Source organism: Acinetobacter sp. B-6 (genome assembly GCF_056930735.1).
The window spans coordinates 340,391-365,994 of record NZ_JBXPBY010000001.1 but is presented as its reverse complement, the minus strand read 5'-3'; the positions used below and the strand labels follow the sequence as shown (position 1 = coordinate 365,994).

The following is a 25,604-nucleotide window of genomic DNA, read 5'->3' as shown; positions in this document are numbered from 1 at the left end:
CCTATCTATGTCCTAATTCAGGTTGCTCACGTTCAATCCATTTCTGATAGCTAATACTGATATTAAAAAAATTCATACCAACCGCAAGCCCTATAGATAACAAACTAATTGATATTGCTTTTGTGTTTCTGAGTAATAGCGCTAATGCAAATAAAACAAGTGATGCACCTACAAAAAACATATCTATAGATATGGCATAGTGATTATTTCTTGTCATAAATGAAAGTATATAGACTAAAAATATACCAATCAGATTTAGAGTAGAAAGCCAAAATAATATTTTTAATTTCATAAAATTACTTCTTTTTCTCAACAATTAAGGCAGGAATTTTTTCAGCACCAGTGATATTTCCAACGTAACTATTAGACCACTTACGTTAGTCGAATTTTAAGCAGATTTGATCTTTGATTTATAGGGTATTACACAAAACCTAAATGACCAAAAAGCCTACTTTCGCAAGAAGTCCATTATTCCGTGTTACTCTCAATCATACACAACCTTTTCGTTACGCCTTTATTCAAGATTAAAAGATGTATAATTATTTTGACCATTGGCAAGATTAGTTAATAACTATAAATGAAGTTCAGCTTTTCCCACATAGAGTAGTTCTTTATACCTGATTTCAGGTATATCTTTCTTTTCATTTAAATCTCATAATTAAAAATAAGAATTTAGCTATTAATTAACTAGATTCAAATTAACACTTATATAATTTAAAAGGAAATAACATGTTAAATGTAGAAACAAAATCAGAGTTAAGGGTAACAGGTCGCTATTATTGGGAGCTTTTATTCAACCTTGACAATTCAAAAAATAAAGCAAGCATCACTTTAAAAGAATCTTATGAATATATTAAGAAAATTAATTATAAAAATTTTCTTAAAAACACTAACAACATTAAAGCTGAATATACTTATGAAAATAAAATTGCTGCTAGTTTAGAGTTTTTAAGAGCTAAAGCTTCAAGTGAAATTTCTCATTCATTTCATATTGAAATGTCAAATGAACTAATTGTTGGTTTTGAAAAATGTGAAGAAATTACTGAAACAAAAAAGGTTGACAAAGAATTTATTATTGGACCTAGGTCAACTCTAAAAGTTTATCGTTTAGTCTATGAAGCTGCGGGACAGATTTTTAAATCTGATATTATTTCTAGTGAACCTGAACCAGAAGTAATTATTGATTTAGATTTCTTATATAAAACATACTTACCGGGTTTTGATAAGCTCGTAAATGTCCTAGTGAATACCCGCCCAGGTAAAGACAATATAAAAGAATGGGAAAAAATACGCGATAATATTATAGAATATTCTGATGTTAAATCAAATAACATTAGATTTCATGAGTTGTTGAAAGTTTTATCTATAACTACTCCTTCGAGAGACAATAGATTAGAGTGGAGTTCAATCAGAGAGACATGTAATCAAATTCTTAGCTCATGGGATACCTCGGATGATAAAATTCCATTTCTTAAAAAACTAACAGCAAGACTTGCAACTATAACACCCGGGTCGTCTAATAAAATTGAATGGGCAAAAATACGAGAGGTTTCAAATATAATTAACTCAAATATAAAACATTTATAATACTTCTATTGTTTTAAATTTTTTAAAATAGCAATTTATATAAATTGTCATTTTATTAAACAGCAAAAGCTCTTCTAGTATTAATTCATTGTATTCAAACTTTTAACAGTCTCAATCGAGCTAACAAAACCAGTAGTTTTATCAATTGAATGTGTGACTGAATCAATTGACCAGTCACCATCAATACCCGATTTAAAACCTCAAAGGCTTAATTTTTCTTCAGCGAAAAGAAATTGATCATCAAGTAACTGTTCTTGTTTAACATACTTTTTATGATAATTAACTTTATTCCACGCTCTTTTTGATTTGAATGTTATAACTGGATTAACTGCAGTGATTATTGACTTATTTTTAACATCAAAAAAGCTCAATAGAAAAATTAAAAAATCACTCTATAAACAACCATCATTGTGTTTGCTTAATTTTGGACTTCTTTCTGTTAATTTGCTGTACTTTTCCTATACTTTAATTTGAAAGATATTACCTATTTTTTACTTTTCCAACATGCTAAGTAAGCATTTAGAACCTGATCATAATCTTTTAGCACTTTTGGTTTCGATGTTCTATTTTTCAGATATTTACTTTTTAGGCAATTTCTAAAGTTCAATGTTGTATCAAAACCTTTAACTCATGTTCAATTCGCTAATACTCAGCCCTTTTCACTTTACTCGGAATGTAATCTTGTGCCATTTGAGAAAACATACCTTGTGCTAAAATTTGCGCCAAAGTCAGTGCTGAATTCTTGTCAAAATCTATAAGTGGACCGAATCAATTTTTTTCTGCAATATTAATTTTATAGCCTATGTACAGATACTGTTCAAACAATCCGTCGTTGTTCATGTAGATACCTATGTCGCTCAAAAAACCACATAGCTGCTGAGGTACTATTGGGATGTTTCTTTATAGATCTTGTAAAATTTAATTCAGCAATGCGATCATTCAAACAAAGTCCTTCTTTTTTCAACTGAGTGATTTGAAATTGATCAGTACTGACAAACTATTGATAGATATGCAATAAACAACACAGGAATGCATAGCAACATGAGTAATAAATTCGAATTCCAAATCCGTGTATATATTGAAGATACAGATGCTGGCGGCATCGTCTATCACGCCAATCATATTCGCTTCATGGAACGTGCTCGTACTGAATGGCTACGTGCTTCTGGGATTGATCATTACTGGCATCAAAAAGATTACAATTTTGTCGTGCATAAAATTGCTTTGAAATATTCACGTCCTATACTGATGGACGACCTGATTACTGTTACAGCAAGTGTAGTTTCATGTAAAGCTTCGTCATTTGTGTTGCAACAAAATATATATCGTGGTGAAATCATGCTTGCTTCTGGCGAGGTAGAGTTGGCATGTTTAAGCACTGATATGAAACCTCGTAGAATTCCTGACGAAATCCGTGATTTAATTCTTCGAGAATTAGCCCACGAATAAAAAATATTTTTGGCACATGTAACTATGGCAACACAACTAGAATCTTCTCTGCACATCTCTGATTTAATCTTACAAGCGAGCCCTGTGGTTCAATTGGTCATGCTGGTCTTAGTACTTGCATCTGTTTTTAGTTGGTATCTGATTGCCAAGTTACATATGGGCTATAAGAAAGCACGCCAAGGCGACGACCATTTTCAAAAAATATTTTGGTCTGGCGCTGAACTTAATACCCTCTATAACAATGCGCAACTTAACTCTAAACGCGATGGTCTGGAAGACATCTTTTATCAGGGTTTAAGTGAATATTTGAAATTGAAAAAGCGCCAAGCTGATACTGCACCCATGATTGAAGGTACAGAACGTATTTTGCGAGTAGGCTTAAGTCGTGATCAAGGTCGTTTAGAACAAGGTTTGAGTGCCTTAGCCAGCATAGGCTCTGTCGCTCCTTATGTAGGGTTATTTGGTACTGTTTGGGGCATCATGAGTGCCTTCATCGGTTTGGCACAGGTTGAACAGGTAACTCTTGCCACTGTTGCACCAGGCATTGCCGAAGCACTGATTGCAACTGCGATTGGTTTATTTGCGGCAATTCCAGCAGTATTGGCATTTAACCATTACACTGCAAAAGGTGAAGAAATTTACTCAGATCGTGCATTATTTGCCGAAGAAATGGTGGCGCTGTTACAACGTCAGTCTGTGGGAACTACACAGGAAGCTGAATAATGGCAATCCAACGCTCAGGACGTTTTGACCGTGTCAAAAAGCCTTTAAAAAGTGATATGAACGTTGTTCCCTATATCGACGTTATGTTGGTTTTATTGGTCATTTTTATGGTTACAGCACCTATGATTACGACGGGTGTCAAAGTTGACTTGCCACAAGCCAATAACAACCCGATTCAATCTGAGGATCGACCTGCTATCGTGACGCTTAATGCGGATGGAAGCATCCAGCTCGAAGATAAAACACATAACAATGATGTGCTTACTTTAGAAGAGCTTAAAATTGTCCTTACAGAAAATCAAAAGCAAGCTCAAGCAAACAGCAAACAATTGAGTGTTTTGATTAATGGTAGCGAGTCACGCCCATACGGTGAAGTGATGAAACTTATGTCTGCATTACAAGATGCGGGTTTAAGCCAAGTTGGCTTACTGACAGAGTCTGTAAAGTAAGTTATGAAAAATACTCAAAAGCCACAATCTAAAGATAAAGCGATTGCACTTGGATTTACCCTTGGTATTCATGTGGTGGCGATTACAGGCTTACTCTTTTTAGGTCTTAGTCGACCACCAGAACCTCCGAAGCAAATTAAAACTGTTCTTATCAAACCTGAAGATTTACCTCCTCCAGAACCAAAACCATTGGTAGACAGTGATTCAACGGAAACAGCTGACTCAAAAGTTTCAGAAAATATCCAACAAACTGCTGAACCAGACCAAACTGCGCCTGAAATTCCAGTCGAATCAAAGCCTGATACTGAAGCAGTGGATATAAAAAAAGCAGCTGATGAAGCTAAAGCCGCTTTAGAACAAAAAATGGCACTCGCTGCAGCGCGAGCTGCTCAGGAAAAAGCTACAGAACAAGCAAAAGCGAAAGCTGAAGCCGCGGAGAAAGCAAAACAAGAAGCCGCTGAAAAAGTGAAACAGGCAAAAAATGCAGCTGAAAAAGCCAAAGCTGAAGCTGATGCAAAAATTAAAGCTGAAGCGGCGGCTAAAGCGAAGCAAGAAGCCCTCCAAAAAGCTAAAGCCGATGCTGCTGAGAAAGCAAGATTAGCTCGTCTTGATGCTGAAGCTAAACGTAAAGCTGAAGCAGCAGAAAAAGTGAGAAAAGACGCTGCTGAAAAATCAGCTCAAGCCAGAGCGGATGCAAAAGCCAAAGCTGATGCCGATGCTAAACGCAAAGCGGAAGCTGAAGCCAAACGTAATGCCGATGCTAAAGCCAAAGCAGATGCTGAAGCTAAACGTAAAGCAGATACGCATGCAAAATCCAAGGCTGATGCAGAGGCAAAAGCAAAAGCCGATGCGAAAGCTAAGGCAGATGCAAAATCCAAGGCTAAAGCAGATGCTAAAACCAAGGCTGATGCAGATGCTAAAGCCAAAGCTGATGCAAAAGCCAAGGCTGATGCAGATGCTAAAGCCAAAGCAGACGCAAAAGCCAAGGCTGATGCAGATGCTAAAGCCAAAGCAGATGCAAAACGCAAAGCTGATCTTGCTCGCGAGTTAGAGGAAGAAAAGAACTCTGCTGCTGAGAAAGCAAAAGAAGCGGCTGCGAATAAAAAGGCAGAAGCCAGAAAAATTGCATCTTCAGCGAAAAAGGACTTTGAAAATAAGGTTCGAAATGCGTGGCGTATGCCAGCAGGCTCATCTGGTCAAAAGGCAACCGCCCGTGTCACGTTGACAGATAGTGGTGCTGTTGCATCGGTTATCGTGAATGCATCTGATCCTGATGTTAAAGCAAGTGTAGAACAAGCTGTACGTAACGCAGCCCCCTTCCCAATGCCTTCTGATCCAGATGCACGACGCGAGGCACGAAGCTTTACTGCGAGTTTTACTGTGAAATAATTTTTGTAATATACCCTGCTTCGGCAGGGTTATTATTTGATTCACGCTATGGATAAGGTATTTGTGAAATTTTTTTTATTTATATTTCTTGCATTGATCTATCAAAGCACGCTTGCAAATCAAAATAGCCAAAATACTGAAACTAATTTTGCATCAATCCATCCAATGGAATTGAATACAACTGCGTCAGCCCTTGAAAAGAAAAGTGATCTTGCCAACGAGCAAAAAGCTAAGGCTAAAAAACTGGCATTCAGCATAAAAAAAGAATTTGCCCATAAAATTCTGAGGGCTTGGCATATACCAACAGGCGCAACAGATCAAAAAGCCAACGCACGTATAAAGCTTACACAAAATGGCTCCATTGACTCAATCGTTGTCAGTTCAGTTGCTCCAGATGTCAAAACAAGTATAGAGCAAGCGATCTACGATGCAGCGCCATTCACATTGCCCACTCAACCAGAAGTTAGGAGAGATGTACAAAGCTTCTCAGTCAACTTTATTGTAGAATAGAATTTACATTCTCTATAGTTAAAACAATATCTATTATCAACCAAGTCATATAGACACATTGGAAAAATAAAATGCAATTTAAAACATTGCTGATTAGCAGCTTTCTTATTTGTTTCTCAACATTTTCATTTGCTGAAAAAAATCAAATCAACCCGCCAATTGAGGTTAACAGGCAACAAATACCTTCTAACCCATTTACACATGAAATGCCACCAACTGCTCCATCTCAGCAAAAAAATACACCTACACAAAATGAACGACTTAGACAAAATCAAATCACCAGTCAAATTCACAAAAGCAGAATGAATCGTATTACAAAATATTGGAAACGCCCTGCAACAAATTTAGCAGAGAAAGCCAATGTTCGGGTCTATCTAGATGAACAAGGAAATGTTGAAGATATTCTATTCGTGGGTGGACAGTTTAGTGATGAATTTGCGCTTTCAATCAAAACAGCGATTTATAAAGCTGCTCCCTTTGAAATGCCTAATGAACAATCGCTTAAAAAACAATTTCAAGAAATTCCTCTCCAATTCGCTGTCAGTGAATAATATCCTATGTTTCGTCAACGGTTATGATTTTAATCAATTTGTTTAGATAACTTATCAAGCTGTCATTCATCTGAGTCATACATTTAGATTTATTTTTTATCAACAAACAGCGAATTATCATCTTTTATTCATAATTACATGCTTTATATAGATTAAAATAATGTCTTTATGCTACAAAGCTAAGCATAGTTAAAAATTGATATTTGAGTACATGAAGTCCAATGAAAATCATGCCTAAACGTCTATTAGGATTAGCGATAATTGTTGCATTGAGCCCAGCATTGATCACCACATCGTATGCACAATTGCATTTAGAAATTGCTAAAGCTCCTGAGTCCGCACCTAAAATTGCCATTCTTCCTTTTAGCAATGATCAATCCATCTACCCGATCATCGAACAGGATTTAAATCGTTCTGGTCGCTTTACCAGTTCTTCTAAAAACTTACCTGCAACTGCCAGCGTAAATAATGTGAATGCAGAAGCTTGGAAAGCCGCTGGTGTTCCTTATGTCGTTCTAGGTGAGTCAAAAGTAAATGCTGATGGTTCATTGGCTGTACATTACCAACTGTATGATGTCGAAAAGCAAAAATTCTTGCTCAATGAATTGCTCACAGTTCCTGCTTCGCGTGTACGTACCGCAGCACATATGATCAGTGATGCTATCTATCAAGCATTAACAGGTATCCAAGGTGACTTTACTGGACGTATCGCCTATGTGCTACGCAATCCTGCAACACCTGATACACGTTATACTTTGCAAATCGCAGATACCGATGGTGAACAACCTAAAACTGTGTTGAGCTCAAGAGATCCTATTCTCTCTCCTGCTTGGACACCAGATGCTAAAAAGATCGCCTATGTATCATTTGAAACAAAACGTCCAGCCATTTATGTTCAAGATTTGGCTTCTGGCGCTCGTGAGAAATTAGCCTCATTCCGTGGTTTGAATGGTGCACCTAGTTTTTCTCCTGATGGAAAATCTATGTTGTTCACCGCATCTATGCACGGCAATCCTGAAATATATCAAATGGATTTAGACACTCGTCAAGTTAAACGAATGACCAATGACAGTGCAATTGATACAGAAGCACGCTATGCACCTGATGGGAAGTCATTTATTTTTACCTCTGACCGCGGTGGTTCAGCGCAAATTTATCGCTATAGCTTTGATGACGGGTCAACAAAACGTTTAACTTTCCGTGGCGCATTCAATGCTCGTGGTACGCTCAGTGCAGATGGCAAATATGTTGCATTGGTACATCGCCCTTCTGGCAGCAATTACAAGGTCGCGATTCAAGAAATTTCTACTGGAATTACCAATATTCTCACTCCAACAAGTCTCGATGAATCACCTAGCTTCTCTCCAAACGGGCAAATGGTGGTATATGCAACGCGTGAAGGAAATCGTGGCTTATTGGCAATCATGTCAACAGATGGTCGTTTCCGTATGAATTTACCGAGTGAACAAGGTGAAGTACGTGAGCCTGCTTGGGCACCTAAATGATTTACCCATGTCGCATGACTTAATTTAAAAAGGAAGTATCGGAGATCAACATGAAAGCTATTCAATATTTAACGTTACCATTACTCGCAGCAAGCTTAGTCATGACTGGTTGTGCCAGCCGTAAACCTGCTGCAACAGTAGAGTCTGGAACAAATCCCAATAGTGCGACTACGGTAAACACGACGGGCTTAAGTGAAGATGCAGCTTTAAATGCACAAAATTTAGCAGGCGCTTCAGCCAAAGGTGTAACTGAAGCAAACAAAGCATTTTTAGCAAAGCGTGTTGTACATTTTGACTATGACAGTAGTGATCTTTCAAATGATGACTATCAGACACTTCAAGCGCATGCACAATTCCTAATCGCCAATGCAAATTCAAAAGTTGCTCTAACAGGTCACACGGATGAACGTGGTACCCGTGAATACAATATGGCTTTGGGTGAACGTCGTGCAAAAGCTGTAGAAAGCTACTTAATCACTAACGGTGTTAAGCCAAACCAATTAGAAGCGGTAAGTTATGGTAAAGAAATGCCAATCAATGCAGGACATGATGAATCTGCATGGAAAGAAAACCGTCGTGTCGAAATTAACTATGAAGCTGTTCCACCGTTATTAAAATAATTTTTAAAAACAATATAAAAATGCCCAATTCAATTGGGCATTTTTATTTTAGGCTAGCCGACCAATTGATGATTTTGATATTTAAAAGTTCAAATATTAAAACTAGACTTTCTTTGGATTTAAAATCAATACCGCCATTTTTTGAGCTTTTGATCACCGATGAGCTCAATCACCATATCTTCTACCCATTGCTCAACTTGATCAGGGGTAGCATCACCAAATAAATCCGACTGCAACAAGATTAAACAACATTTGAGATATTCATCGACATCATCAAAGATTTTTGCCAAATAAGGTCTATCATCATGATCAAAATAATAGACTTCTTTGCTTATGTCATGAAAACAAAACATATTGCCATTACCGAGATAGTCACTAAAAGTAATCAAATGCGGTAAAACTTCTACATCTTTTGAAGTGAATTCAGGTGCATATTCTGGTGCGGCAGCCCATATATCTTTTAAATAGCCAATATCATCAAACTGTTGTAGCTCTTCACCAATATCCGCAATGCCAAATGTTTGATAGAAAATTTTTAGAGAAACTGGCAAAGTGGTTTTTAAGCGCAGTTCAAGTTGATCAATTTCATCAATATTTATTGGAGATGCAACTTCATCATCATTTAAATCTGCAAATGATTGCAAAATGCGTTGGGTTTTTACCTCCCACTCTGGCTCTCCAATTTGATGAAATGGAAAGACGATATCTGCTTTATGATGAATTTCAATCATGATTGATGCGATAGTCTTCGAAATTTACTTGGATTATAAAATAAAAAAGCGCTTATCAAAGTGATAAACGCTTCTTATTGATTAAGCCTTTGACTCGTCTGGCTTGGGACTTTGCATGGATTCAATCATATCGTGCTTATTGAATTCTTTGAACTCAGGTTTAGCTTCGTAATTCTTCCATGCTTCTTTCACATTTTCAGCACTAATCTCTTTAAGATCAATACCTTCATTTTGAGTCGGAGTCGCTTCAAACTTTGCCGTTGTCATGTGAGTGCTCCTTTACGTTATTATCCGTATATCCAACATAACACTTTCTAAAATACTTGCAAGGGTAATTTCACGACAAATAACACAGGATAATTTTTATTTTGAGCTGAACTCATCTAAAATACCGCTATTGTTTAATGTGTCAAAATTTATCGCTTTTGGAGCACCTCTGATATGTCATATCGCACTCTATCCCAATATTTAGAACAACAACAAGGGAATTTAACACCTGAACTTGCCAATGTGATTGAAACGATTGCCAACACATGTAAAACCATTGATCAGGCGCTACAAAAAGGTGCGTTAGCAGGTGTACTGGGCAGTGCTCAACATGAAAATGTACAAGGTGAAGAACAAAAGAAACTTGATGTTATTTCAAATGATTATTTAATTGATGCACTTAAAGCTAACTCAAATGTGGGTGGCTTAGCATCAGAAGAATTAGATGAGTTTACCCCAGCGCAAGAAAACGGCAAATATCTTGTTTTATTTGATCCTTTGGATGGTTCAAGTAATATTGATATTAACATGTGTGTAGGTACAATTTTTTCGATCCTTCCTGCTCAAAATAGCATTACACAAGCTGAAGATTTCATGCAAGCAGGTTCACAACAAGCTGCTGCAGGTTATGTTCTTTATGGTCCATCAACCATGATGGCACTTACAGTTGGTGCAGGTGTTGTATTTTTTACCTTCGATCCAGAAACTCAACAATTTTTACTGACTTCTGAAAATGTTCAAGTGGCTGCGGATACTAAAGAATACGCAATCAATGCTTCAAATCAACGTCATTGGGAAGCGCCTGTAAAACGTTATATTGATGAGCTACAAGCAGGTAAAACTTCTGTACGCGAAAAAGACTTCAATATGCGTTGGGTAGCATGTATGGTGGGTGATATTCACCGTATTCTATGCCGCAGTGGTATCTTCCTATATCCATACGACACCAAAGACCCTCAAAAAGCAGGTCGCCTGCGTTTGATGTATGAAGCCAATCCAATGAGCATGTTAATGGAACAAGCCGGTGGTGCATCTACAACAGGTCGCGTGCGTATCCTAGATATTCAACCGACTGAGTTACATCAACGTGTTCCAGTCGTGATTGGCTCTAAGAATGAAGTTGAACTTGTTACAAGCTATCATCACTAATTCTTTCATTTTTACGTGCGCTTTAAGCGCGTAAAACCAGTAAAGGTCTGTTGTAAATTCATTTTGGAATGATCAACAGATCTTACTTATTTTTGGATCTACTCTCCCATGCCTACAATTTTCCTTGAATCAAAAGACAATCCTAAAATTAAACACCTAAGAGGTTTAATTGAACAAAATACTTATCGTAAGAAACAAGGACAAACTGTACTTGAAGGCACACACCTGAGTCTTGCATGGTTAGAAAAGGGACGCAAAATTAATTCGATTTTCACCACTGAGCATGCATTGGATCATGAGGATCTTGGTGAGATCATTGACCAATACCAAGGGATGGTGTTCGTGATCAGCGAAGCATTATATAAGGACCTAAGCACCTTAGGAACCACCCTTGCCTGCCTTGCAATCGTTGATTTGCCAAGCTCAACACAAGCATTGAATTTTAGCGAAGACACGTTAATTCTTGAAAATGTTCAAGACCCTGGTAATGTCGGAACGCTATTGCGTTCTGCCGCAGCTGCAGGCATTGAACAAATTGTCTGTACAAAAGGCTCTGCTTCATTATGGTCACCACGTGTTCTGCGTGCGGGTATGGGCGCACATTTCTCCTTACAAACCTATGAGAATGTTGTACTTGAGGATATTTTAAAGCAATTCAAAATTCCTGTTTATGTCACCAGCTCACATGAAGCAGAAAGTCTGTATTCCAAAAATTTACGTAAACAATGTGTGTGGATTTTGGGTAATGAAGGTCAAGGCGTTTCAGAATTTGCATTAAAACGTGCAGAAGCTGTATCTATTCCACAACCAGGCGGTCAAGAATCACTCAATGTCGCTGTTGCAGGCTCAATTTGTTTCTTTGAAATGGTTCGTCAACGACTATAAGGTTAAATTATTTTAAATATCGCCCGTTATTGAAAAAAATCATTTAAACTGAAAAAAATAATTGATTTACGTGTCAACCCAAACCATTTTTTAAACGTTATAGTGATATGAATTTAAAATAATGGTGGGTACCCAATGACGGGATTTTCCATCTCTATGGACTTAGCACCAAAGAAGTCACAGTCTGAAACAGCCAGTGCTCAAACGAGTACCAGTGAACAGCGCCTGCGTTTTTTTATGCAGGATGTGACAGGTCGTGCCTTGGTCATGATGGAAAATGCAACACAAGGTCATAATGGGATTGCAATGGATTTGGTACAGGAAGCATTTATTTCCTTACATAAGTCTTATGCGGATAAGTCCACAGAAGAATGGTATCCATTGTTCTACACTATTTTAAATAACAAACTACAAGATTGGCGTCGTAAAGAAGCACGTAGAGCATCTCCTTTTTCCCTATTTCGAAAAATCGATTTAGATTCTGATGATGAAGAAGCGATGGAAATTGTTGATGAATCTACGCCAAACCCGCTTCAGTTTTTAGATCAAGATGTCACTATTGAAGAAATTCAAGACGCGATTAGTGAATTACCTGTACGCCAGCAACAAGCATTTATGCTACGTGCATGGGAAGGCTTTGATACACAGACAACGGCATCAATTATGAACTGTAGCGAAGGTAGTGTAAAAACCCATTACCATAGAGCAATTCAAGGATTGAGAACTGCGCTATCACATTTAAATCCGTATGGAGGTTCATCACATGAATAATGATGATTTCACCAAACAAGTGACGGCAAAACTGGATGAACTTGCACGTCATCACCGCAATAAAGCAGTGGTGATGAATAATGTGTTAGATCGTATCCAAGATCAGCCAACATCACGCTTTAGCAATTGGAAAATGACTGGCTTTGCACTTGCAGCAGCAATTACAGGCTTTGTTGTTGTACCAAATGCTTTCGATGTTTCCAATGAAGCTCATACCCCGCAACAAGTGGTGATTAGCCCTAAACTTTCACCACAAATGATGGAAGATTTAGATATGTTATCTGTTTTTGGTGAGGATAAAAATTCTCATGGTAGCTAGAAAATTAGCATTGGCATTTTGTGCTTTTGGTTTTCTACAAACAAGTTTTGCTGGATTTGAACGTTTTTGGATTTTTTCCAAAGATGCGAATACGCAAGTCAATGAAACATGGGATGCGCTGTCTGAAGATGAACAAAAAGCATTAATCAAGCGCTACCAAAATTTAAAAGAGCTCCCAACAGAACAAAGCGCTGCTTTACAACAACGTATGGACTGGTTTACTCAACTTCCTGAACAAGAAAAGCAAAAAATGCGTGAAGCATGGCAACAAATGAGCACATCTGAACGTAATGAAATGCGGAAAAAAATGCAAAAAGCATCTACATCAGATGAACGCAATGAAATTCGTGAAAAATATATTCAAAAATACCAACCAAGTAGTGTTGTATCGCATTAACATCATCTATCCATATGTACTAAAGCCAGTCATGGTACTGGCTTTTTTTACTCAAATTTATTCTTTCAAAAATACAACCACCCCCCTCAACCTCTTTAAAAATAATTAAATTTCAATATCTTAAATTCAAATACTACACAATTTAGTACAAACTCTTATAATCTTTTAGTGATTATTTTGTTTTATACTTTTGCATCATAGAGCGTTTTTCTATGTTGAGATATTGCCTTCATCAATCTATTTAAACTTTAGATGTAAAACGTGACATTGATAGTTTTATATCTCAAACTACGTACTTTTAATATTCATTTTATTGATCAAAAGAAATTGTATTTTACTGTATGTCTCTTTCACAGATTGACTGTTCTTTGAATCATTTACCTTCCATCAATACCAAGCAATCACTAAAATTAAAATATTGGAACTCAAGTCAATTATAGAGATTAATTTGAATGATTAATCAATAAAAAAACCTGCACGAGGCAGGTTTTTATCGCTTAAATTCAGATCTGAATTACAAGCTATAGTACATATCAAATTCAACTGGGTGAGTCGTTGTATTTAAACGACGAACATCTTCAGTTTTAAGATCGATATAGGCATCTAACATTTCTTTCGTGAACACGCCACCTTTAAGAAGGAAGTCATGGTCCGCTTTAAGTGCTTCAAGCGCCATATCAAGACTGTGAGCAACTGTTGGGATTTTTGCTTCTTCTTCAGGAGGAAGATCATATAAGTTTTTGTCAGCAGCTTCACCTGGATGAATCTTGTTTTGAATACCATCAAGACCAGCCATCAACAATGCCGCGAAACCTAAGTACGGGTTCATCATTGGATCTGGGAAACGTGCTTCAATACGTTTGCCTTTAGGGCTAGAAACGTAAGGAATACGGATAGACGCAGAACGGTTACGTGCTGAGTAAGCAAGCATGATCGGCGCTTCAAAGTGTGGTACTAAACGCTTGTACGAGTTTGTAGAAGGGTTAGTAATCGCATTCAACGCACGAGCATGTTTGATAATACCACCGATGAAGTACAATGCCATCTCTGAAAGACCTGCATATTCATCACCAGCAAACAAGTTTTTGCCATCTTTAGAGATCGACATATGAACGTGCATACCAGAACCGTTATCACCTACCATTGGTTTAGGCATAAAGGTTGCAGTTTTTGCATATTGATGAGCAACGTTCCACACTGCATATTTGAACTGTTGAACTTCGTCTGCTTTACGAACCATCGTGTTGAAACTCACACCAATTTCTAATTGGCATGATGCAACTTCATGGTGATGTACTTCTACACGACCAGGACCCATGATGTCTTCAATACGCGCGCACATTTCAGCACGCATATCTTGATGAGAATCAACAGGAGGAACTGGGAAGTAACCACCTTTCACACGTGGACGGTGACCAGAGTTACCAGATTCGTAAGAATTACCAGTAGACCATGCAGCTTCTTCAGCGATCAAAGTATGGCGAGCGCCAGACATGTCGATGTCCCATTTAACTTCGTCAAAAACAAAGAATTCTGGTTCTGGACCAAAGAATGCAGTATCACCAATACCTGTAGATTTTAAATACTCTTCAGCACGACGAGCAATTGAACGCGGGTCACGGTCATAACCTTGACCAGTTGAAGGCTCAATAACATCACAAGTCACGACAATTGTCGCTTCAGCAAAGAACGGATCAAGGAAAGCAGTTTCAGGATCTGGACGTAAAATCATGTCAGATGCTTCAATGCCTTTCCAGCCAGCGATTGAAGAACCATCAAACATTTTACCATCTTCGAAAGTATCTTCATCGATAGTATCCGAAGGGTAACTTACATGTTGCTCTTTACCCTTAGTATCAGTAAAGCGAAAATCGACCCATTTTGCGCCACTTTCTTGTATGAGTTGAAGGACCTTGTTCGCCATGCTCATTTTGCTCCAATGAATTTTTGTTGCACTTGTGAAGTGCGTGTTAGTAGTTGGTATCTATAAAGCAATTAGCATACCAACTTTTAAAATAATTGCTAATTTATTGAATTTCTTATCAGAAAATAAGCTTAGCAACCATTATTTCGCTTCTATTATACTGAGTGCAAATAGAATTGCACCATATTCAGACACACTTCTTATTTTAAAATCATTCAGCACTATTTTAACGCACTATTTTTGTGCACATTCGTTAAAATGTTTTATCTTGGTGCTTACTTTCAAATTTTTCACAGTGATGATGACATTCAATCTTTTCAAGCACATTAAAAAAGCATATCCATAAAATGGATACGCTGTGTATTCAGACAAAATACGTTCATATTGAACGTATTATTATAAAGAGCTGATGATTTTATCCAAATTCAACTTCTGCTCGAGCAATCAATGCTTCAACCATTAACAATACATCATCTTGCTTTCTCGCATCTACAGCGAAAATGGGCATATTGACCTGATTTAAACTCATCCAATCTTTATATTGTTTTAGCAACTGCTGTGGGTTTTCGTCGACATGCGTTACCCCGACAACAATGTTGTTTACATATTCTTTGAAGCTTTGAAAGTAAAACTTCAAATCCTCAATTGCGTCTTTTTGAGAGTGATCAATCAATACTACAGCACCTATTGCACCTTTGCAGATCACTGACCAGACAAAATCAAATCGGTCTTGTCCTGGTGTCCCATATAAACCTACAACAACACCATCTTCTAAACGGATTTCGCCGTAATCAATCCCAACAGTGGTCAACGCTTTACTGTGTGATTGTTCATCAGTATTTTGTGCTTCAGTAGATAAAACTGAAATTTCAGACAAAGACTTAATCGCTTCAGTTTTACCTGCCCCCATCTTGCCACCAAATACAATTTTATACTGTTGTAAAATCACATTATCACCTTTATTCAAGTTCTTATTGCTACACATTGATTAAGTTGTAGTACTTATTTTTCAACTTAAAAAAACCATGTTTATGCAATCAATTTTCAAGTTGAACAATCAGCTACCAAATCACAGCCCTAATTTTTTCCGTAATTTACCAAAGAAACCACGTAGAACACCTGTCGACTGTTTTTCCTCAACAATTAATTTTGCTTCTTCTTCAGGTATATTTTTGAGCATGTTGCTCAATAAACCAATTGAGACAAATTTATAAATCTGATCTTTACTATAACCCGTTTTTTGCACCACTTGGGCAATACTCGCTCCTTGCTCAAAACAAGCTGCTATTTTAAAAATCATTTGTCTTTCATTTTGATGATTAGGCTGTGGCCAATCAATAAGTTGATAATAGTCCCCTTTGTGGATTGTGGTATTAATATCATTGGAATACCACAATAGATTCCACAACCAAGACTTAAGTTCGATACCTTGATTTGAACTCACTGATTGCGCCATTTGCATGGTGGCATAAGTAAAATTTAAAGAAACATCAGTGCCTTGAATTTTACGTAATGCATCCACCCATACTTGCTGAGTTCGAATATTCACTAATGCAATATTACCCTTGGCATCAAAAACTTGTACATTACCGTTTCTTTCATTAAAAAACTCTGGAACAATTTTTGTGAGATCTAAAGTTTTTGAAATTTGATTTACAATATGCACTGTTTTATGGCTAACAGGCACATGGAAATAACGATCTTTAAACCATTTTCTAATTTCATCAGTGGCAGAAAAAGGTAAATACAGCTTATCCCCTTCGATTTGCCCTGATTTTTCATTTTTATTGATTAACCTTAGATAAGGTATTTTTTTTACACCCACCAAATTTTGAATTGTAGGAGAACTAAAAAACATATCATTCACAAGAAGAATATCTAAATGCGGATCAGCAATGTTTGCCCAACTTACTTGAAGTGAGTCATCATACATCAATCGTATTTTCTGCTTTATTGCATCAAGTACATTTAAGCTCAAGCCAAATATCGCAATTTTTACTTCTTCTTTCATTTAGCCCCCACGGCCTCGTATAGAGTGTGACCAGTTTATCATTTTTATCAAAAAATAAAACAAAAAACACTATCGTAAGTGTGAAAAAATTGTAGCAAAGTTAATATACAATTTAATGTTTCAAATACAAGAATATAATAACTGAGCTTTAAATAAAATATTTTCATCAAAATAAATAAAATAAGTTATTTATTATAAAATATATAAAATTCAATATCTTAATTATAACATCTGAATTTCTTTTGCCCCCAACTCCACCGAAGGTAAATATTAATCAATTAAAAAATTTAATGAAACTTAATATTTTATTTAAAAATATTAATAACATTTGTATATTAAATCATTCTCATGCTGAGCTTAAGTGAGATAATCTCTCATTCTCATATACTAAAAGATTCTATAAAATCGTTGTTCCTGATTTGCTGGTACAAATCACACTGCATCCTAGGATATATTATTGAGTCACAAGGCTTTTAAATAAGATCAAATTGAATTGTTCGAATGCGACTTGTGATTGCTTATTGAGATGTGAATTGTTAACTATTCTTATTTTGTACTGCCAAATCTTTCATCATATATGATATTGGTTTAAAGCCTCGCAAAACGAGGCTACATTCATTAAGAGTAACAACCTGACAGTAATCCAATATAATCTACTTTGTTTGTTAAAATGAACAGTATGAAGATCTAACTGTCTTTATCTACCGAATGCGGTGTCGTGGTTTGATCTTGTTTTTGCGTATCCGAATCTCTTTTTTGACACGCAGTTAAGCCCAATAATAAAACTAAACTTACAATCGAAATGATTTTCATATCTAGCCCAATCTTGCTTAAAAATTAAACAATAGCAGAAAATAATAATCAAATTGTTGAATTCGTGAAACTCACAATTTTTTTTACTGTGCTGAAAAAAAATAATCGCCTATCAATTCCAGAAAACAGAAAATATTTTTTCTTTTCCTATCATTTTAAGCTTTACCTTGTATCCAGCTTTCTTAAATTCTTCACTTAATTTGTCTAGTTCATGAAGAGCGAAATCTTTTGCAAGACATTCGCTCACAAACAATTCGCCTTGATCTGCTTTTAATCTGATTTGCTTCTTCAAAAATCTTTTGAGTTGCTCAATTGAAAAATATTGTGATTGATTCTGGTGCATTCTCGTTTCAGTAATTGCAGGAGTAAACATGGTAAAAATCTCATATTAATAAGCACAGTCATTGATTATGAGGGATGCAACACCTAATTCAGTATAAATAATGAAATTACAACAATCTTCAAAAATACATATTAAATCATTAATTAATATCAATTAATTATAAAAAACCATGAATCTTTTCATTTACTTTGTTTAAATTAAGTTATAAAAAATGCGACATTATTTGAAGATTTTTCCATTAAAAAATAAAAGAGATTACTTTCCTGCGAACAAGATGCATTCTAAATACTTAAATTTGATAGTACCTAATCTAATTTAAAACTAGTCCCACTTTTTGATATGAGAATAGGCAGTTTAAATAAAGCCCAGCTTGAGGAGAATGCAAGCTGGGCGGTCTAGTATGTCCTGTTTTATTCTATTTAATTCTTGCTAGAGACTATACTATTGATTCAATATAAATGCAAATGATTATCATTTAAAGCAAATAATTTAGATCGACTAACTCAATTTTATAAACATAACACATTGAATTAAATAAATTTATCTCTATTGAATTGCTTTCATCATTTGTCTTTGTCTTCTAACCAATCCAAGAGTTTCTTTTCTTTTACGGATTTCTTCCTCGGTAAAAGGTAAATGATGAACTAAACTTTCTATAGGTAATACACTATTTTCAATCAAATAGCAGTCTTGATCAGTGGTCCAATTCGATAGAGGACTTTGGAGTTTTTTCTGTAATCTTTTCATGGTTCAATTTTAATATATATGACGGCTATAGAAAAGCTCATCATTTGATAATCTTTCTTGACCATAAGCGAGATATGATTCAAATACCCCCTCTCGATTATGGTTCTTTTCTTTATCAAAAAATTATAAATTTTCCAAGTTAATCTTTAACTCAACAATGCAAAAATATTTGAATAATTAAGAAGCCAAAGCAAGCCATAAGATAATTTCAATCAAAACAAAGGTACATGGAACATTTTAGAGTGTTATTCGATAAAGTTTGTTTAATCCAATATAGAAAGATCGTCCATCGAGATTAAAATTACACTTCTGTCCTGTTTCGAGTTGAATTTGCTTGCCTACTTCAACCCAAGAAATGCCGCCAACATTATTTTGTTTACGCTTCAGTGGAATAATTCTGACTTGAATTTGATCTCCATTGACTGCTTTAGCAATCGTCCATCCATTTATTAAATTCATTTTTTACTCATTTCATTGAGCTTTTGTAAAACAGTTCAGTCATTCACTATTTGAGAGAGATATTTTAAAATCCAATTGTGAGAGGCAATTGCGCCTAAAATTAAACTTCCAATTTTTACATCAGCATATTTATAGGGAATACATATATGAGTTGGAACATAGCCAACCCTGATTTAAATTCTAATCAATAGAAAAATATATTTTTCAATACTTTAACCAAAATAACTTATCCGATATTCTAAACTAATTACTAATAAGTACGGCATTGAATAAAAAAAACCTAGAAAGCATAGAGCTAACTAGGCTATAAACTTTAAATTTTTCATTGGTAGCGGGAGCTGGATTTGAACCAACGACCTTCGGGTTATGAGCCCGACGAGCTACCAGACTGCTCCATCCCGCAGCAATGAGTCACAGTTATACGCTGAATAGAACAGTAACACAATGTTTATTTTTTAGTTATGTTAAAAAATATAATTTCCGCCTATCGGCTTTGTTACACAAACATAAAAAAGCCAATTTTTCTTATGTTGACCGAATTTAAGATACAATCTGGGTATGTGGTTGACCTAATTCAGTAAGTTTATTCAATACGGCAATACATGCATGAACCTCATTGACCTGACTTTCGAAGTTCCTTGCATGCAATTTATCGCCTAATAATTTGATGCAGTGCATCTTGGTCTCAACCAAACTTCTGCAATAATACCTTGCCTATTTCTTCCATATTGTTCTGCCTAGACGTTTTACTGTATCAAATAGTGCATTACGTTCAATTGAACTCGCTCGTTTATCTTTCCAAGGCTTGGTATTTTTCCTGGGTGGAATTATCGAAGTTGCATCTGAATAGGTTGGAGTGCGCCATTGTTTGCCATTTTCCTTAGCGTACTATTAGGTATTTGGATCAAACCAAATGATGAAATCACCACGACTAATTAGAGCTTGGTTGTACGAGGACCAATTCATAGTACGATAGATTTTCGGGGTAGACTTCTTTATTCAAAAATTATATTACTAAAGAAGCCTTTAAGAACAAGTTTGTGCAACAAAGTCATTTTTTTAAGTATAAGAGCGTAAACAAATTAAGTGATATTCGTTTTCAAACTCTAATTCAGCCCTTTTCATACTCTCAGGTGTACTATATCGTGTACTTCCATATGCTAGTTTGATCATATTCTCAATTAAACTTCTGATTTGAGGTTCTGAATTTGGTAATAATGCATCAAATTGATCACTCATTGAATGACCACGTTGTCTGTTATGCATTACCGTTCTTGCTGTCAATGATGCAGATCTACAAATATCTTTCCACTCTTGTTCACTATATCGATTTGGAATCGACTCGTTTTCAGTTTGTTTATTCATATCATGATAACTTTCATTTGAAGAGTACTGTTGAGCTTCATAAATGTAAGCTTCTTGTCTTTCTTTCACCGATTGTTCTAGCGCTTTTGCTTTTATTCTCGCTTCTGATTCTCGTTGAGCTTGAACTTCATCTATCTTATTCTGCATAAGTCTTGTATTTTGCTGAATTTCAGCCATCTTTAATCGTGCCATGTCTTCCTTGTTGTTTTTATTGATGAAATATCCGATTAATAACACGATAATAATGAGCGCACCTGCAATATATTTCACAATCTGTGCACTCACATGGTCATAGAAAACGTACGATTCAACAATTGGTGACCTCGTCCCAAATCGGCAAATGAAACAAAGCTCAGCACAATAGTTAATTCAAATGTGATTTTTTTCATATCATGACCACTTATTATAAAGTGCGCCCAATGTAACAAAGTGTAAAGAAAAAATGAATATTTATTCGACTAAATATGTGTAAAACTATTAACACTTTATTTAAATGAGTTTTCATCTAAAGTACATCGGAAATTAAATTTTCATTAATTTAAATCTTCTAAAATAAAAACCACTTTGATTGAGTCAGTCATGTGACGCCCATTTTTAATTGATTTACAAAAATGATCTTAGAAAGTGTTCAGGGCAAATTGCTAATTTTTTCTTTATTGTAAGCTAAAACGACATTTGGCATTATTGATTCCATCTTTTAACAGTGAATTGGTATGCAAATTTCTAAAATAAGACACTATATATTGATAATGTTGTGTACAACCGCAAGTAACTTTGTTTACGGCTGTGAACCTGCAACACCAGATTGGGCAATGCTTTTTCAAGCTGCTGATAAAAACAAAAATAAATTCATTGAAAAAAATGAGTGGGTTGCACTAAATCTATTAAAAGAGCCAATTCCATGGGTAGATCCACCATCAAAAAAAGACCCCAATCGGTTAAGTATATTCGAGAAATTAGATGATGATAAAAATGGGAAACTCAGTAAAAATGAGTTTGCTGAAGGTGTCTATAGTTACTATTTTACAAATCCATGTGCGGAATTAGAATATCGAGAGCAAATTAAACCAGATTCTACATGGCAAAAATTTATGAATATTTTATTTGTACTAGCTCAGACCTGATCGATGTTATCCATAAGCAGGGTATTGAATTGCTTAATCCATAAGCCGATTGCATCTGTAACAGTAGATAAGACTTTTTCAAAGCCACCTCCGCACATTAATCAGCCTTCTTTGGGTCTATCCATCTTTTGTTAAAACTGGAACATGCTTTGCAGGCTGTTTAAATTGTTAAATCCCTGTAGAAGCAGATTGAGATTGATTTTTTAATTGTTTGATCTGAGCTTTAGCTTTTGCCAATTGATCACACAATAAATCTTCGTGTGATGACTCAACAGGCTGACTCTCAATTGCGACTTGATCTGCAACAGTTTCAGGCATTTGCTCAGTATTTGTTTGTTCTTCTGATTACTAACTCTCAGTCATACCAGATGTATTTAATTTGTGACCAGCCATAAAAAAGCTCCATCGTTAGTGATAGGGCTAGTGTTGTGCTTAATGTGTTTTGGTTTTTTGGGTGATTACTTAGTAATGATTTTATCTATGTCTTTATATTCAACAATCTTAAATGTATTTTTCTCTTTATCGGATAACAATAGTATTTTGTCATTACTACTTTCTACAATTCGCCAAATAGTTTTATCTACTAATATAGCATAATTTAGGTTCCTTTTATTTTGGATTGTATTTTTCCCCTCCTCCAACCCATAGAAATATGGCATCACTACAGCAAAAACAACAACAATTACAGGTATTACACCCATCAACTTATCTAAGATTGTAGGCTTAGTGCCTTTATTATTTTCCTGTCTAAAGTAAACCTCAATTAAGGTTAATGACGTTATTAAGCCAAAATAACCTACACTAATTAATGCTTGATAATTAGAGAATAACTTCATAAATGGATTTAAAATTATTATGAAACATAAACATAAAACAAAATTAATATGTGCAATTTTTGCATTAAAGTTTATTCCTACATATCCACCTATTACAACTCCAATTGAAGTAGGAACTAAGTAATTCACAAAAGATATTAAAAGATACTGAGGTGTTAATAGGCTTGGATACCAATCAACCCCAATAGCAGCATAGAAACCATATTTATGAAATAGAGACATACCAACACATACTACAAATGAGATTGTCATGTACTCGGCAAAACTAATTTTTTTAACAATATCTTTTAATAGAATCATAGTTCTTCTAAAGTCAAAATAAAGACTGATTATATCTTTATTTCCCTTCAAAATCTTTAAACTTACCACCCTTTAGGAATTTGCATGGTTGCCTCGCTCTATCTCGGCAATTCTTCCTTTCAAGTTGCTCTCTTGATTCTTTAACCATTCATCATTTCCGCTAAGAGTTTGGGAGAAGTGGCGTGAATTGGATTAGTGTAGAAATTGAAAAGCCTAAAAATGGCGAAGATGTATTAACTTTTGATAAGTCACGTGAAAATATATCAACTGAGATTTATTATGATGAAGGAATTTTTTTATGAATGGTCAGAAAAGCTAGAGTGCTATGTTCAGAATGAAAATATTACCTACGGGATGCCACTGCCAGAAACACCTAAAGAAGAAAAGGAGGAAGGTTGATGGAAATTGATCGTCATGTCCGAGCTAAGGTTATTATGGATTACTTAGAATAAGGTCGCAAAAAGTTCTACTCTGAAATTAACAAAGGAAATATCAAACAGCCCAATCGAATTTTGGAAAAAAATGTGTTCTGGTATGAGTCCTATGTAAAGCAAAAAGTGGAAGAATTTAAACAAGAATCTGATATTATAGCCTGCACCTAGCAGGCTTTTTTTATTTTGTGCTGTAACTAGGTACTTTTTCCAAAACGGGTAACCTAACGGCTATCTTAAATCACCAAACAAAATAAATTGATAAATTTCTATAGGTTAGTATCAATATGCTTCTAATGATCGATAATTACGACAGCTTTACGTATAACATTGTCCAGTACTTTGGCGAGTTAAACCAAGACGTAAAAGTTGTTCGCAATGACGCCGTGACTTTAGAGGATATTGAACGATGGCAACCAAAGTATCTGGTCATTGGTCCTGGTCCTTGCTCTCCAACTGAGGCAGGGATTTCTATTCCAGCAATTCAACATTTTGCTGGAAAAATTCCAACACTTGGCGTTTGTTTAGGACACCAAGCGATTGGTCAAGCTTTTGGTGGCGATATTATTCGTGCCAAAACCGTAATGCATGGTCGTTTATCTGACATGTATCACAGCGATCAAGGGATTTTCAGCAATTTACCTTCACCTTTTTCAGCGACACGCTATCACTCCCTCGTGATTGATCAGGCCACAGTTCCTGAATGCCTCGAAGTTACCTGCTGGACCAATGAAACAGATGGCTCAATGGAAGAAATTATGGGTGTAAAACATAAGACACTACCGATAGAAGGTGTGCAGTTCCATCCTGAATCAATTCTGAGCCAGCATGGTCATCAAATCTTTAAAAACTTTTTAGAAATTTATGCGAAATGAGTGTAGTAGCAAATCATGAATATTCAACAAGCTTTAAATAATATCACCAAAAATATTGAACTCACTCAACCACAAATGGAAGAAGTGATGCGCACCATTATGCAAGGTGAAGCGACTGATGCCCAAATAGGCGCACTCATGATGGGTTTACGTTTAAAGGGTGAAAGTATTGACGAGATTACGGCTGCAGCGCGTGTCATGCGTGAGTTTGCGATTAAACTTGAAGTCAGTGACATTCCTCATTTAGTCGATATTGTGGGTACAGGTGGTGACGGACAAAATCTATTTAATGTATCGACAGCATCCTCATTCGTCATTGCTGCTGCTGGTGCAACTATAGCAAAACATGGCAATCGTGGTGTGTCATCAAAGTCTGGTTCATCTGATCTTTTGGAACAAGCAGGCATCAATCTTGATTTGAATATGCAACAAACTGAACGTTGTATTCGAGAAATGGGGGTTGGTTTTTTATTTGCCCCTAATCATCACAAAGCAATGAAATATGCAGCGGGTCCTCGTAAAGAACTCGGTTTCCGCAGTATTTTCAACCTCCTCGGCCCGCTTACGAATCCGGCTGGGGTAAAACGCTATGTAATTGGTGTCTTTTCGACAGAACTATGCCGTCCTTTGGCTGAAGTGCTCAAGCAACTAGGTGCTGAACATGCGATGGTGGTCCATTCTAAAGATGGTCTAGATGAAATCAGTCTAGCTTCCTCAACCTATGTGGCTGAGTTGAAAGATGGTGAAGTGACAGAGTGGACAATTCAACCAGAAGAAGTCGATATTGAATCGCAAACCTTAACAGGGCTTTCAGTCGAAAGTTCAGCTGAGAGCCTTGCATTAATAAAAGATGCGCTGGGCAAGAAAAAATCAGCAAAAGGTGAAAAAGCAGCAAGTATGATTGCTTTAAATGCTGGTGCAGGCATCTACGTTTCAGGTTTAACCAATACCTATAAACAGGGCGTCGCTTTAGCACATGATATTATCTACGGTGGACAAGCTTTGGAAAAAATGAGCATTTTGTCTGAATTTACCAAAACGCTTAAAGAATATGAAGCTTAAGGATAGAAGGAT

The 25,604-nt window shown here is 36.0% G+C and carries 30 protein-coding genes, 1 tRNA gene and 2 pseudogenes; 17 read left to right on the top strand and 16 right to left on the bottom strand.

All coding sequences use genetic code 11. The annotated features are described in order from the left end of the window. Position 1: 1 nt before the first annotated feature. The gene (locus AC1Z3T_RS01660; protein WP_100885532.1) at positions 2-292 is read right to left on the bottom strand and encodes a hypothetical protein; all 291 of its coding nucleotides are present in this window, start codon (positions 290-292) and stop codon (positions 2-4) included. 437 nt (positions 293-729) lie between these two features. On the opposite strand from AC1Z3T_RS01660, the gene AC1Z3T_RS01655 reads away from it, so the two are divergent. From AC1Z3T_RS01655 to pal, 9 genes are all read left to right on the top strand, one after another. Beyond that, positions 730-1,587: a hypothetical protein gene (locus tag AC1Z3T_RS01655; RefSeq protein ID WP_100885533.1), complete on the top strand. Its 858-nt coding sequence runs from the start codon at positions 730-732 to the stop codon at positions 1,585-1,587. Between the two features lie 1,041 nt (positions 1,588-2,628). Next, the gene (ybgC, locus tag AC1Z3T_RS01650) at positions 2,629-3,036 is read left to right on the top strand and encodes a tol-pal system-associated acyl-CoA thioesterase (protein WP_004724526.1); all 408 of its coding nucleotides are present in this window, start codon (positions 2,629-2,631) and stop codon (positions 3,034-3,036) included. Between the two features lie 24 nt (positions 3,037-3,060). After that, complete coding sequence (gene tolQ / locus AC1Z3T_RS01645; protein WP_100885534.1) at positions 3,061-3,759, top strand: protein TolQ; 699 nt, start codon at positions 3,061-3,063, stop codon at positions 3,757-3,759. After that, positions 3,759-4,208 carry a protein TolR gene (gene tolR, locus AC1Z3T_RS01640; protein ID WP_004824636.1) on the top strand — a complete coding sequence of 150 codons (450 nt, stop codon included), beginning with the start codon at positions 3,759-3,761 and terminating at the stop codon, positions 4,206-4,208. Before tolQ ends, tolR begins: the two co-directional genes overlap by 1 nt. A gap of 3 nt (positions 4,209-4,211) precedes the next feature. Beyond that, positions 4,212-5,597: a cell envelope integrity protein TolA gene (gene tolA, locus AC1Z3T_RS01635; protein WP_100885535.1), complete on the top strand. Its 1,386-nt coding sequence runs from the start codon at positions 4,212-4,214 to the stop codon at positions 5,595-5,597. Between the two features lie 63 nt (positions 5,598-5,660). Next, the gene (locus AC1Z3T_RS01630) at positions 5,661-6,107 is read left to right on the top strand and encodes a cell envelope integrity TolA family protein (RefSeq protein WP_228153601.1); all 447 of its coding nucleotides are present in this window, start codon (positions 5,661-5,663) and stop codon (positions 6,105-6,107) included. A gap of 71 nt (positions 6,108-6,178) precedes the next feature. Next, complete coding sequence (locus tag AC1Z3T_RS01625; protein WP_100885537.1) at positions 6,179-6,658, top strand: cell envelope integrity protein TolA; 480 nt, start codon at positions 6,179-6,181, stop codon at positions 6,656-6,658. A gap of 221 nt (positions 6,659-6,879) precedes the next feature. After that, positions 6,880-8,163 carry a Tol-Pal system beta propeller repeat protein TolB gene (gene tolB / locus AC1Z3T_RS01620; RefSeq protein ID WP_005032388.1) on the top strand — a complete coding sequence of 428 codons (1,284 nt, stop codon included), beginning with the start codon at positions 6,880-6,882 and terminating at the stop codon, positions 8,161-8,163. Between the two features lie 50 nt (positions 8,164-8,213). Beyond that, complete coding sequence (gene pal, locus AC1Z3T_RS01615) at positions 8,214-8,783, top strand: peptidoglycan-associated lipoprotein Pal (RefSeq protein WP_004824646.1); 570 nt, start codon at positions 8,214-8,216, stop codon at positions 8,781-8,783. Positions 8,784-8,908: 125 nt separating this feature from the next. Here the strand turns inward: pal and AC1Z3T_RS01610 are convergent, their stop codons facing one another. Further along, positions 8,909-9,514, bottom strand: a complete 606-nt coding sequence (locus AC1Z3T_RS01610) for an SMI1/KNR4 family protein (protein ID WP_042086463.1) — start codon at positions 9,512-9,514, stop codon at positions 8,909-8,911. An 81-nt stretch (positions 9,515-9,595) separates the two neighbouring features. Further along, positions 9,596-9,781 carry an NF038105 family protein gene (locus AC1Z3T_RS01605; RefSeq protein ID WP_004824653.1) on the bottom strand — a complete coding sequence of 62 codons (186 nt, stop codon included), beginning with the start codon at positions 9,779-9,781 and terminating at the stop codon, positions 9,596-9,598. 174 nt (positions 9,782-9,955) lie between these two features. On the opposite strand from AC1Z3T_RS01605, the gene AC1Z3T_RS01600 reads away from it, so the two are divergent. The 5 genes from AC1Z3T_RS01600 (at position 9,956) to AC1Z3T_RS01580 (ending at position 13,302) form a co-directional block, all read left to right on the top strand. Then, positions 9,956-10,930 (top strand): class 1 fructose-bisphosphatase, encoded by a 975-nt coding sequence (locus tag AC1Z3T_RS01600; RefSeq protein ID WP_004824655.1) that lies wholly within the window; start codon positions 9,956-9,958, stop codon positions 10,928-10,930. Positions 10,931-11,038: 108 nt separating this feature from the next. Further along, the gene (locus AC1Z3T_RS01595) at positions 11,039-11,815 is read left to right on the top strand and encodes a TrmH family RNA methyltransferase (RefSeq protein WP_004824658.1); all 777 of its coding nucleotides are present in this window, start codon (positions 11,039-11,041) and stop codon (positions 11,813-11,815) included. A 156-nt stretch (positions 11,816-11,971) separates the two neighbouring features. Then, positions 11,972-12,586 carry an RNA polymerase sigma factor gene (locus AC1Z3T_RS01590; protein ID WP_034707874.1) on the top strand — a complete coding sequence of 205 codons (615 nt, stop codon included), beginning with the start codon at positions 11,972-11,974 and terminating at the stop codon, positions 12,584-12,586. After that, positions 12,579-12,905, top strand: coding sequence for a hypothetical protein (locus AC1Z3T_RS01585; RefSeq protein WP_004824662.1), 327 nt, complete (start codon positions 12,579-12,581; stop codon positions 12,903-12,905). The genes AC1Z3T_RS01590 and AC1Z3T_RS01585 overlap by 8 nt, the downstream gene beginning before the upstream one ends. Continuing rightward, positions 12,895-13,302 carry a DUF3106 domain-containing protein gene (locus AC1Z3T_RS01580; protein ID WP_004824664.1) on the top strand — a complete coding sequence of 136 codons (408 nt, stop codon included), beginning with the start codon at positions 12,895-12,897 and terminating at the stop codon, positions 13,300-13,302. The genes AC1Z3T_RS01585 and AC1Z3T_RS01580 overlap by 11 nt, the downstream gene beginning before the upstream one ends. Before the next feature lie 514 nt (positions 13,303-13,816). Here AC1Z3T_RS01580 and glnA read toward each other — a convergent pair. The 11 genes and pseudogenes from glnA to AC1Z3T_RS01525 form a co-directional block, all read right to left on the bottom strand. Then, positions 13,817-15,232 (bottom strand): type I glutamate--ammonia ligase, encoded by a 1,416-nt coding sequence (glnA, locus tag AC1Z3T_RS01575; protein ID WP_208475685.1) that lies wholly within the window; start codon positions 15,230-15,232, stop codon positions 13,817-13,819. Between the two features lie 409 nt (positions 15,233-15,641). Further along, positions 15,642-16,175 carry a GTP-binding protein gene (locus AC1Z3T_RS01570; protein WP_034707885.1) on the bottom strand — a complete coding sequence of 178 codons (534 nt, stop codon included), beginning with the start codon at positions 16,173-16,175 and terminating at the stop codon, positions 15,642-15,644. Positions 16,176-16,295: 120 nt separating this feature from the next. Continuing rightward, entirely contained in the window at positions 16,296-17,237 is a 942-nt protein-coding gene (locus AC1Z3T_RS01565; RefSeq protein WP_009586680.1) for a hypothetical protein, read from the bottom strand. Between the two features lie 687 nt (positions 17,238-17,924). Beyond that, positions 17,925-18,050, bottom strand: a complete 126-nt coding sequence (locus AC1Z3T_RS01560; RefSeq protein WP_009586673.1) for a hypothetical protein — start codon at positions 18,048-18,050, stop codon at positions 17,925-17,927. Between the two features lie 112 nt (positions 18,051-18,162). Next, the gene (locus AC1Z3T_RS01555) at positions 18,163-18,423 is read right to left on the bottom strand and encodes a hypothetical protein (RefSeq protein ID WP_009586674.1); all 261 of its coding nucleotides are present in this window, start codon (positions 18,421-18,423) and stop codon (positions 18,163-18,165) included. A 516-nt stretch (positions 18,424-18,939) separates the two neighbouring features. Then, entirely contained in the window at positions 18,940-19,140 is a 201-nt protein-coding gene (locus AC1Z3T_RS01550) for a hypothetical protein (protein WP_004824680.1), read from the bottom strand. Between the two features lie 237 nt (positions 19,141-19,377). After that, a complete protein-coding gene (locus AC1Z3T_RS01545; RefSeq protein WP_004824682.1) occupies positions 19,378-19,599 on the bottom strand; it encodes a hypothetical protein in 222 nt (73 codons plus the stop codon). 326 nt (positions 19,600-19,925) lie between these two features. Beyond that, a tRNA-Met gene (locus tag AC1Z3T_RS01540) sits at positions 19,926-20,002 on the bottom strand. 137 nt (positions 20,003-20,139) lie between these two features. Then, a pseudogene (locus tag AC1Z3T_RS01535) lies at positions 20,140-20,439 on the bottom strand (transposase); the annotation flags it as partial. A 54-nt stretch (positions 20,440-20,493) separates the two neighbouring features. After that, positions 20,494-20,598 (bottom strand): annotated as a pseudogene (locus AC1Z3T_RS01530) (IS5/IS1182 family transposase); the annotation flags it as partial. Positions 20,599-20,658: 60 nt separating this feature from the next. Further along, positions 20,659-21,234, bottom strand: coding sequence for a hypothetical protein (locus AC1Z3T_RS01525; protein ID WP_394892916.1), 576 nt, complete (start codon positions 21,232-21,234; stop codon positions 20,659-20,661). Between the two features lie 443 nt (positions 21,235-21,677). On the opposite strand from AC1Z3T_RS01525, the gene AC1Z3T_RS01520 reads away from it, so the two are divergent. Then, positions 21,678-22,088 (top strand): EF-hand domain-containing protein, encoded by a 411-nt coding sequence (locus AC1Z3T_RS01520; protein ID WP_483396443.1) that lies wholly within the window; start codon positions 21,678-21,680, stop codon positions 22,086-22,088. A gap of 168 nt (positions 22,089-22,256) precedes the next feature. On the opposite strand, the gene AC1Z3T_RS01515 is transcribed toward AC1Z3T_RS01520, so the two are convergent. Together AC1Z3T_RS01515 and AC1Z3T_RS01510 are read right to left on the bottom strand one after the other, a co-directional pair. Beyond that, positions 22,257-22,406, bottom strand: coding sequence for a hypothetical protein (locus tag AC1Z3T_RS01515; protein WP_483396442.1), 150 nt, complete (start codon positions 22,404-22,406; stop codon positions 22,257-22,259). Positions 22,407-22,546: 140 nt separating this feature from the next. Then, entirely contained in the window at positions 22,547-23,224 is a 678-nt protein-coding gene (locus tag AC1Z3T_RS01510; RefSeq protein WP_483396441.1) for a hypothetical protein, read from the bottom strand. 718 nt (positions 23,225-23,942) lie between these two features. On the opposite strand from AC1Z3T_RS01510, the gene AC1Z3T_RS01505 reads away from it, so the two are divergent. Together AC1Z3T_RS01505 and trpD are read left to right on the top strand one after the other, a co-directional pair. Next, positions 23,943-24,530 carry an anthranilate synthase component II gene (locus tag AC1Z3T_RS01505; RefSeq protein ID WP_005032417.1) on the top strand — a complete coding sequence of 196 codons (588 nt, stop codon included), beginning with the start codon at positions 23,943-23,945 and terminating at the stop codon, positions 24,528-24,530. Between the two features lie 15 nt (positions 24,531-24,545). Further along, positions 24,546-25,592: an anthranilate phosphoribosyltransferase gene (trpD, locus tag AC1Z3T_RS01500; protein ID WP_004828881.1), complete on the top strand. Its 1,047-nt coding sequence runs from the start codon at positions 24,546-24,548 to the stop codon at positions 25,590-25,592. Positions 25,593-25,604: the final 12 nt, after the last annotated feature.

Excerpts from the sequence above, each read along its gene's own strand:
- AC1Z3T_RS01660 (WP_100885532.1), bottom strand. The coding sequence starts at position 292 with ATGAAATTAAAAATATTATTTTGGCTTTCTACTCTAAATCTGATTGGT.
- AC1Z3T_RS01655 (WP_100885533.1), top strand. The coding sequence starts at position 730 with ATGTTAAATGTAGAAACAAAATCAGAGTTAAGGGTAACAGGTCGCTAT.
- ybgC (WP_004724526.1), top strand. The coding sequence starts at position 2,629 with ATGAGTAATAAATTCGAATTCCAAATCCGTGTATATATTGAAGATACA.
- tolQ (WP_100885534.1), top strand. The coding sequence starts at position 3,061 with ATGGCAACACAACTAGAATCTTCTCTGCACATCTCTGATTTAATCTTA.
- tolR (WP_004824636.1), top strand. The coding sequence starts at position 3,759 with ATGGCAATCCAACGCTCAGGACGTTTTGACCGTGTCAAAAAGCCTTTA.
- tolA (WP_100885535.1), top strand. The coding sequence starts at position 4,212 with ATGAAAAATACTCAAAAGCCACAATCTAAAGATAAAGCGATTGCACTT.
- AC1Z3T_RS01625 (WP_100885537.1), top strand. The coding sequence starts at position 6,179 with ATGCAATTTAAAACATTGCTGATTAGCAGCTTTCTTATTTGTTTCTCA.
- tolB (WP_005032388.1), top strand. The coding sequence starts at position 6,880 with ATGAAAATCATGCCTAAACGTCTATTAGGATTAGCGATAATTGTTGCA.
- pal (WP_004824646.1), top strand. The coding sequence starts at position 8,214 with ATGAAAGCTATTCAATATTTAACGTTACCATTACTCGCAGCAAGCTTA.
- AC1Z3T_RS01610 (WP_042086463.1), bottom strand. The coding sequence starts at position 9,514 with ATGATTGAAATTCATCATAAAGCAGATATCGTCTTTCCATTTCATCAA.
- AC1Z3T_RS01605 (WP_004824653.1), bottom strand. The coding sequence starts at position 9,781 with ATGACAACGGCAAAGTTTGAAGCGACTCCGACTCAAAATGAAGGTATT.
- AC1Z3T_RS01600 (WP_004824655.1), top strand. The coding sequence starts at position 9,956 with ATGTCATATCGCACTCTATCCCAATATTTAGAACAACAACAAGGGAAT.
- AC1Z3T_RS01595 (WP_004824658.1), top strand. The coding sequence starts at position 11,039 with ATGCCTACAATTTTCCTTGAATCAAAAGACAATCCTAAAATTAAACAC.
- AC1Z3T_RS01590 (WP_034707874.1), top strand. The coding sequence starts at position 11,972 with ATGGACTTAGCACCAAAGAAGTCACAGTCTGAAACAGCCAGTGCTCAA.
- AC1Z3T_RS01585 (WP_004824662.1), top strand. The coding sequence starts at position 12,579 with ATGAATAATGATGATTTCACCAAACAAGTGACGGCAAAACTGGATGAA.
- AC1Z3T_RS01580 (WP_004824664.1), top strand. The coding sequence starts at position 12,895 with ATGGTAGCTAGAAAATTAGCATTGGCATTTTGTGCTTTTGGTTTTCTA.
- glnA (WP_208475685.1), bottom strand. The coding sequence starts at position 15,232 with ATGAGCATGGCGAACAAGGTCCTTCAACTCATACAAGAAAGTGGCGCA.
- AC1Z3T_RS01565 (WP_009586680.1), bottom strand. The coding sequence starts at position 17,237 with ATGAAAGAAGAAGTAAAAATTGCGATATTTGGCTTGAGCTTAAATGTA.
- AC1Z3T_RS01560 (WP_009586673.1), bottom strand. The coding sequence starts at position 18,050 with ATGAAAATCATTTCGATTGTAAGTTTAGTTTTATTATTGGGCTTAACT.
- AC1Z3T_RS01555 (WP_009586674.1), bottom strand. The coding sequence starts at position 18,423 with ATGTTTACTCCTGCAATTACTGAAACGAGAATGCACCAGAATCAATCA.
- AC1Z3T_RS01550 (WP_004824680.1), bottom strand. The coding sequence starts at position 19,140 with ATGAAAAGATTACAGAAAAAACTCCAAAGTCCTCTATCGAATTGGACC.
- AC1Z3T_RS01545 (WP_004824682.1), bottom strand. The coding sequence starts at position 19,599 with ATGAATTTAATAAATGGATGGACGATTGCTAAAGCAGTCAATGGAGAT.
- AC1Z3T_RS01520 (WP_483396443.1), top strand. The coding sequence starts at position 21,678 with ATGCAAATTTCTAAAATAAGACACTATATATTGATAATGTTGTGTACA.
- AC1Z3T_RS01515 (WP_483396442.1), bottom strand. The coding sequence starts at position 22,406 with ATGCCTGAAACTGTTGCAGATCAAGTCGCAATTGAGAGTCAGCCTGTT.
- AC1Z3T_RS01510 (WP_483396441.1), bottom strand. The coding sequence starts at position 23,224 with ATGATTCTATTAAAAGATATTGTTAAAAAAATTAGTTTTGCCGAGTAC.
- AC1Z3T_RS01505 (WP_005032417.1), top strand. The coding sequence starts at position 23,943 with ATGCTTCTAATGATCGATAATTACGACAGCTTTACGTATAACATTGTC.
- trpD (WP_004828881.1), top strand. The coding sequence starts at position 24,546 with ATGAATATTCAACAAGCTTTAAATAATATCACCAAAAATATTGAACTC.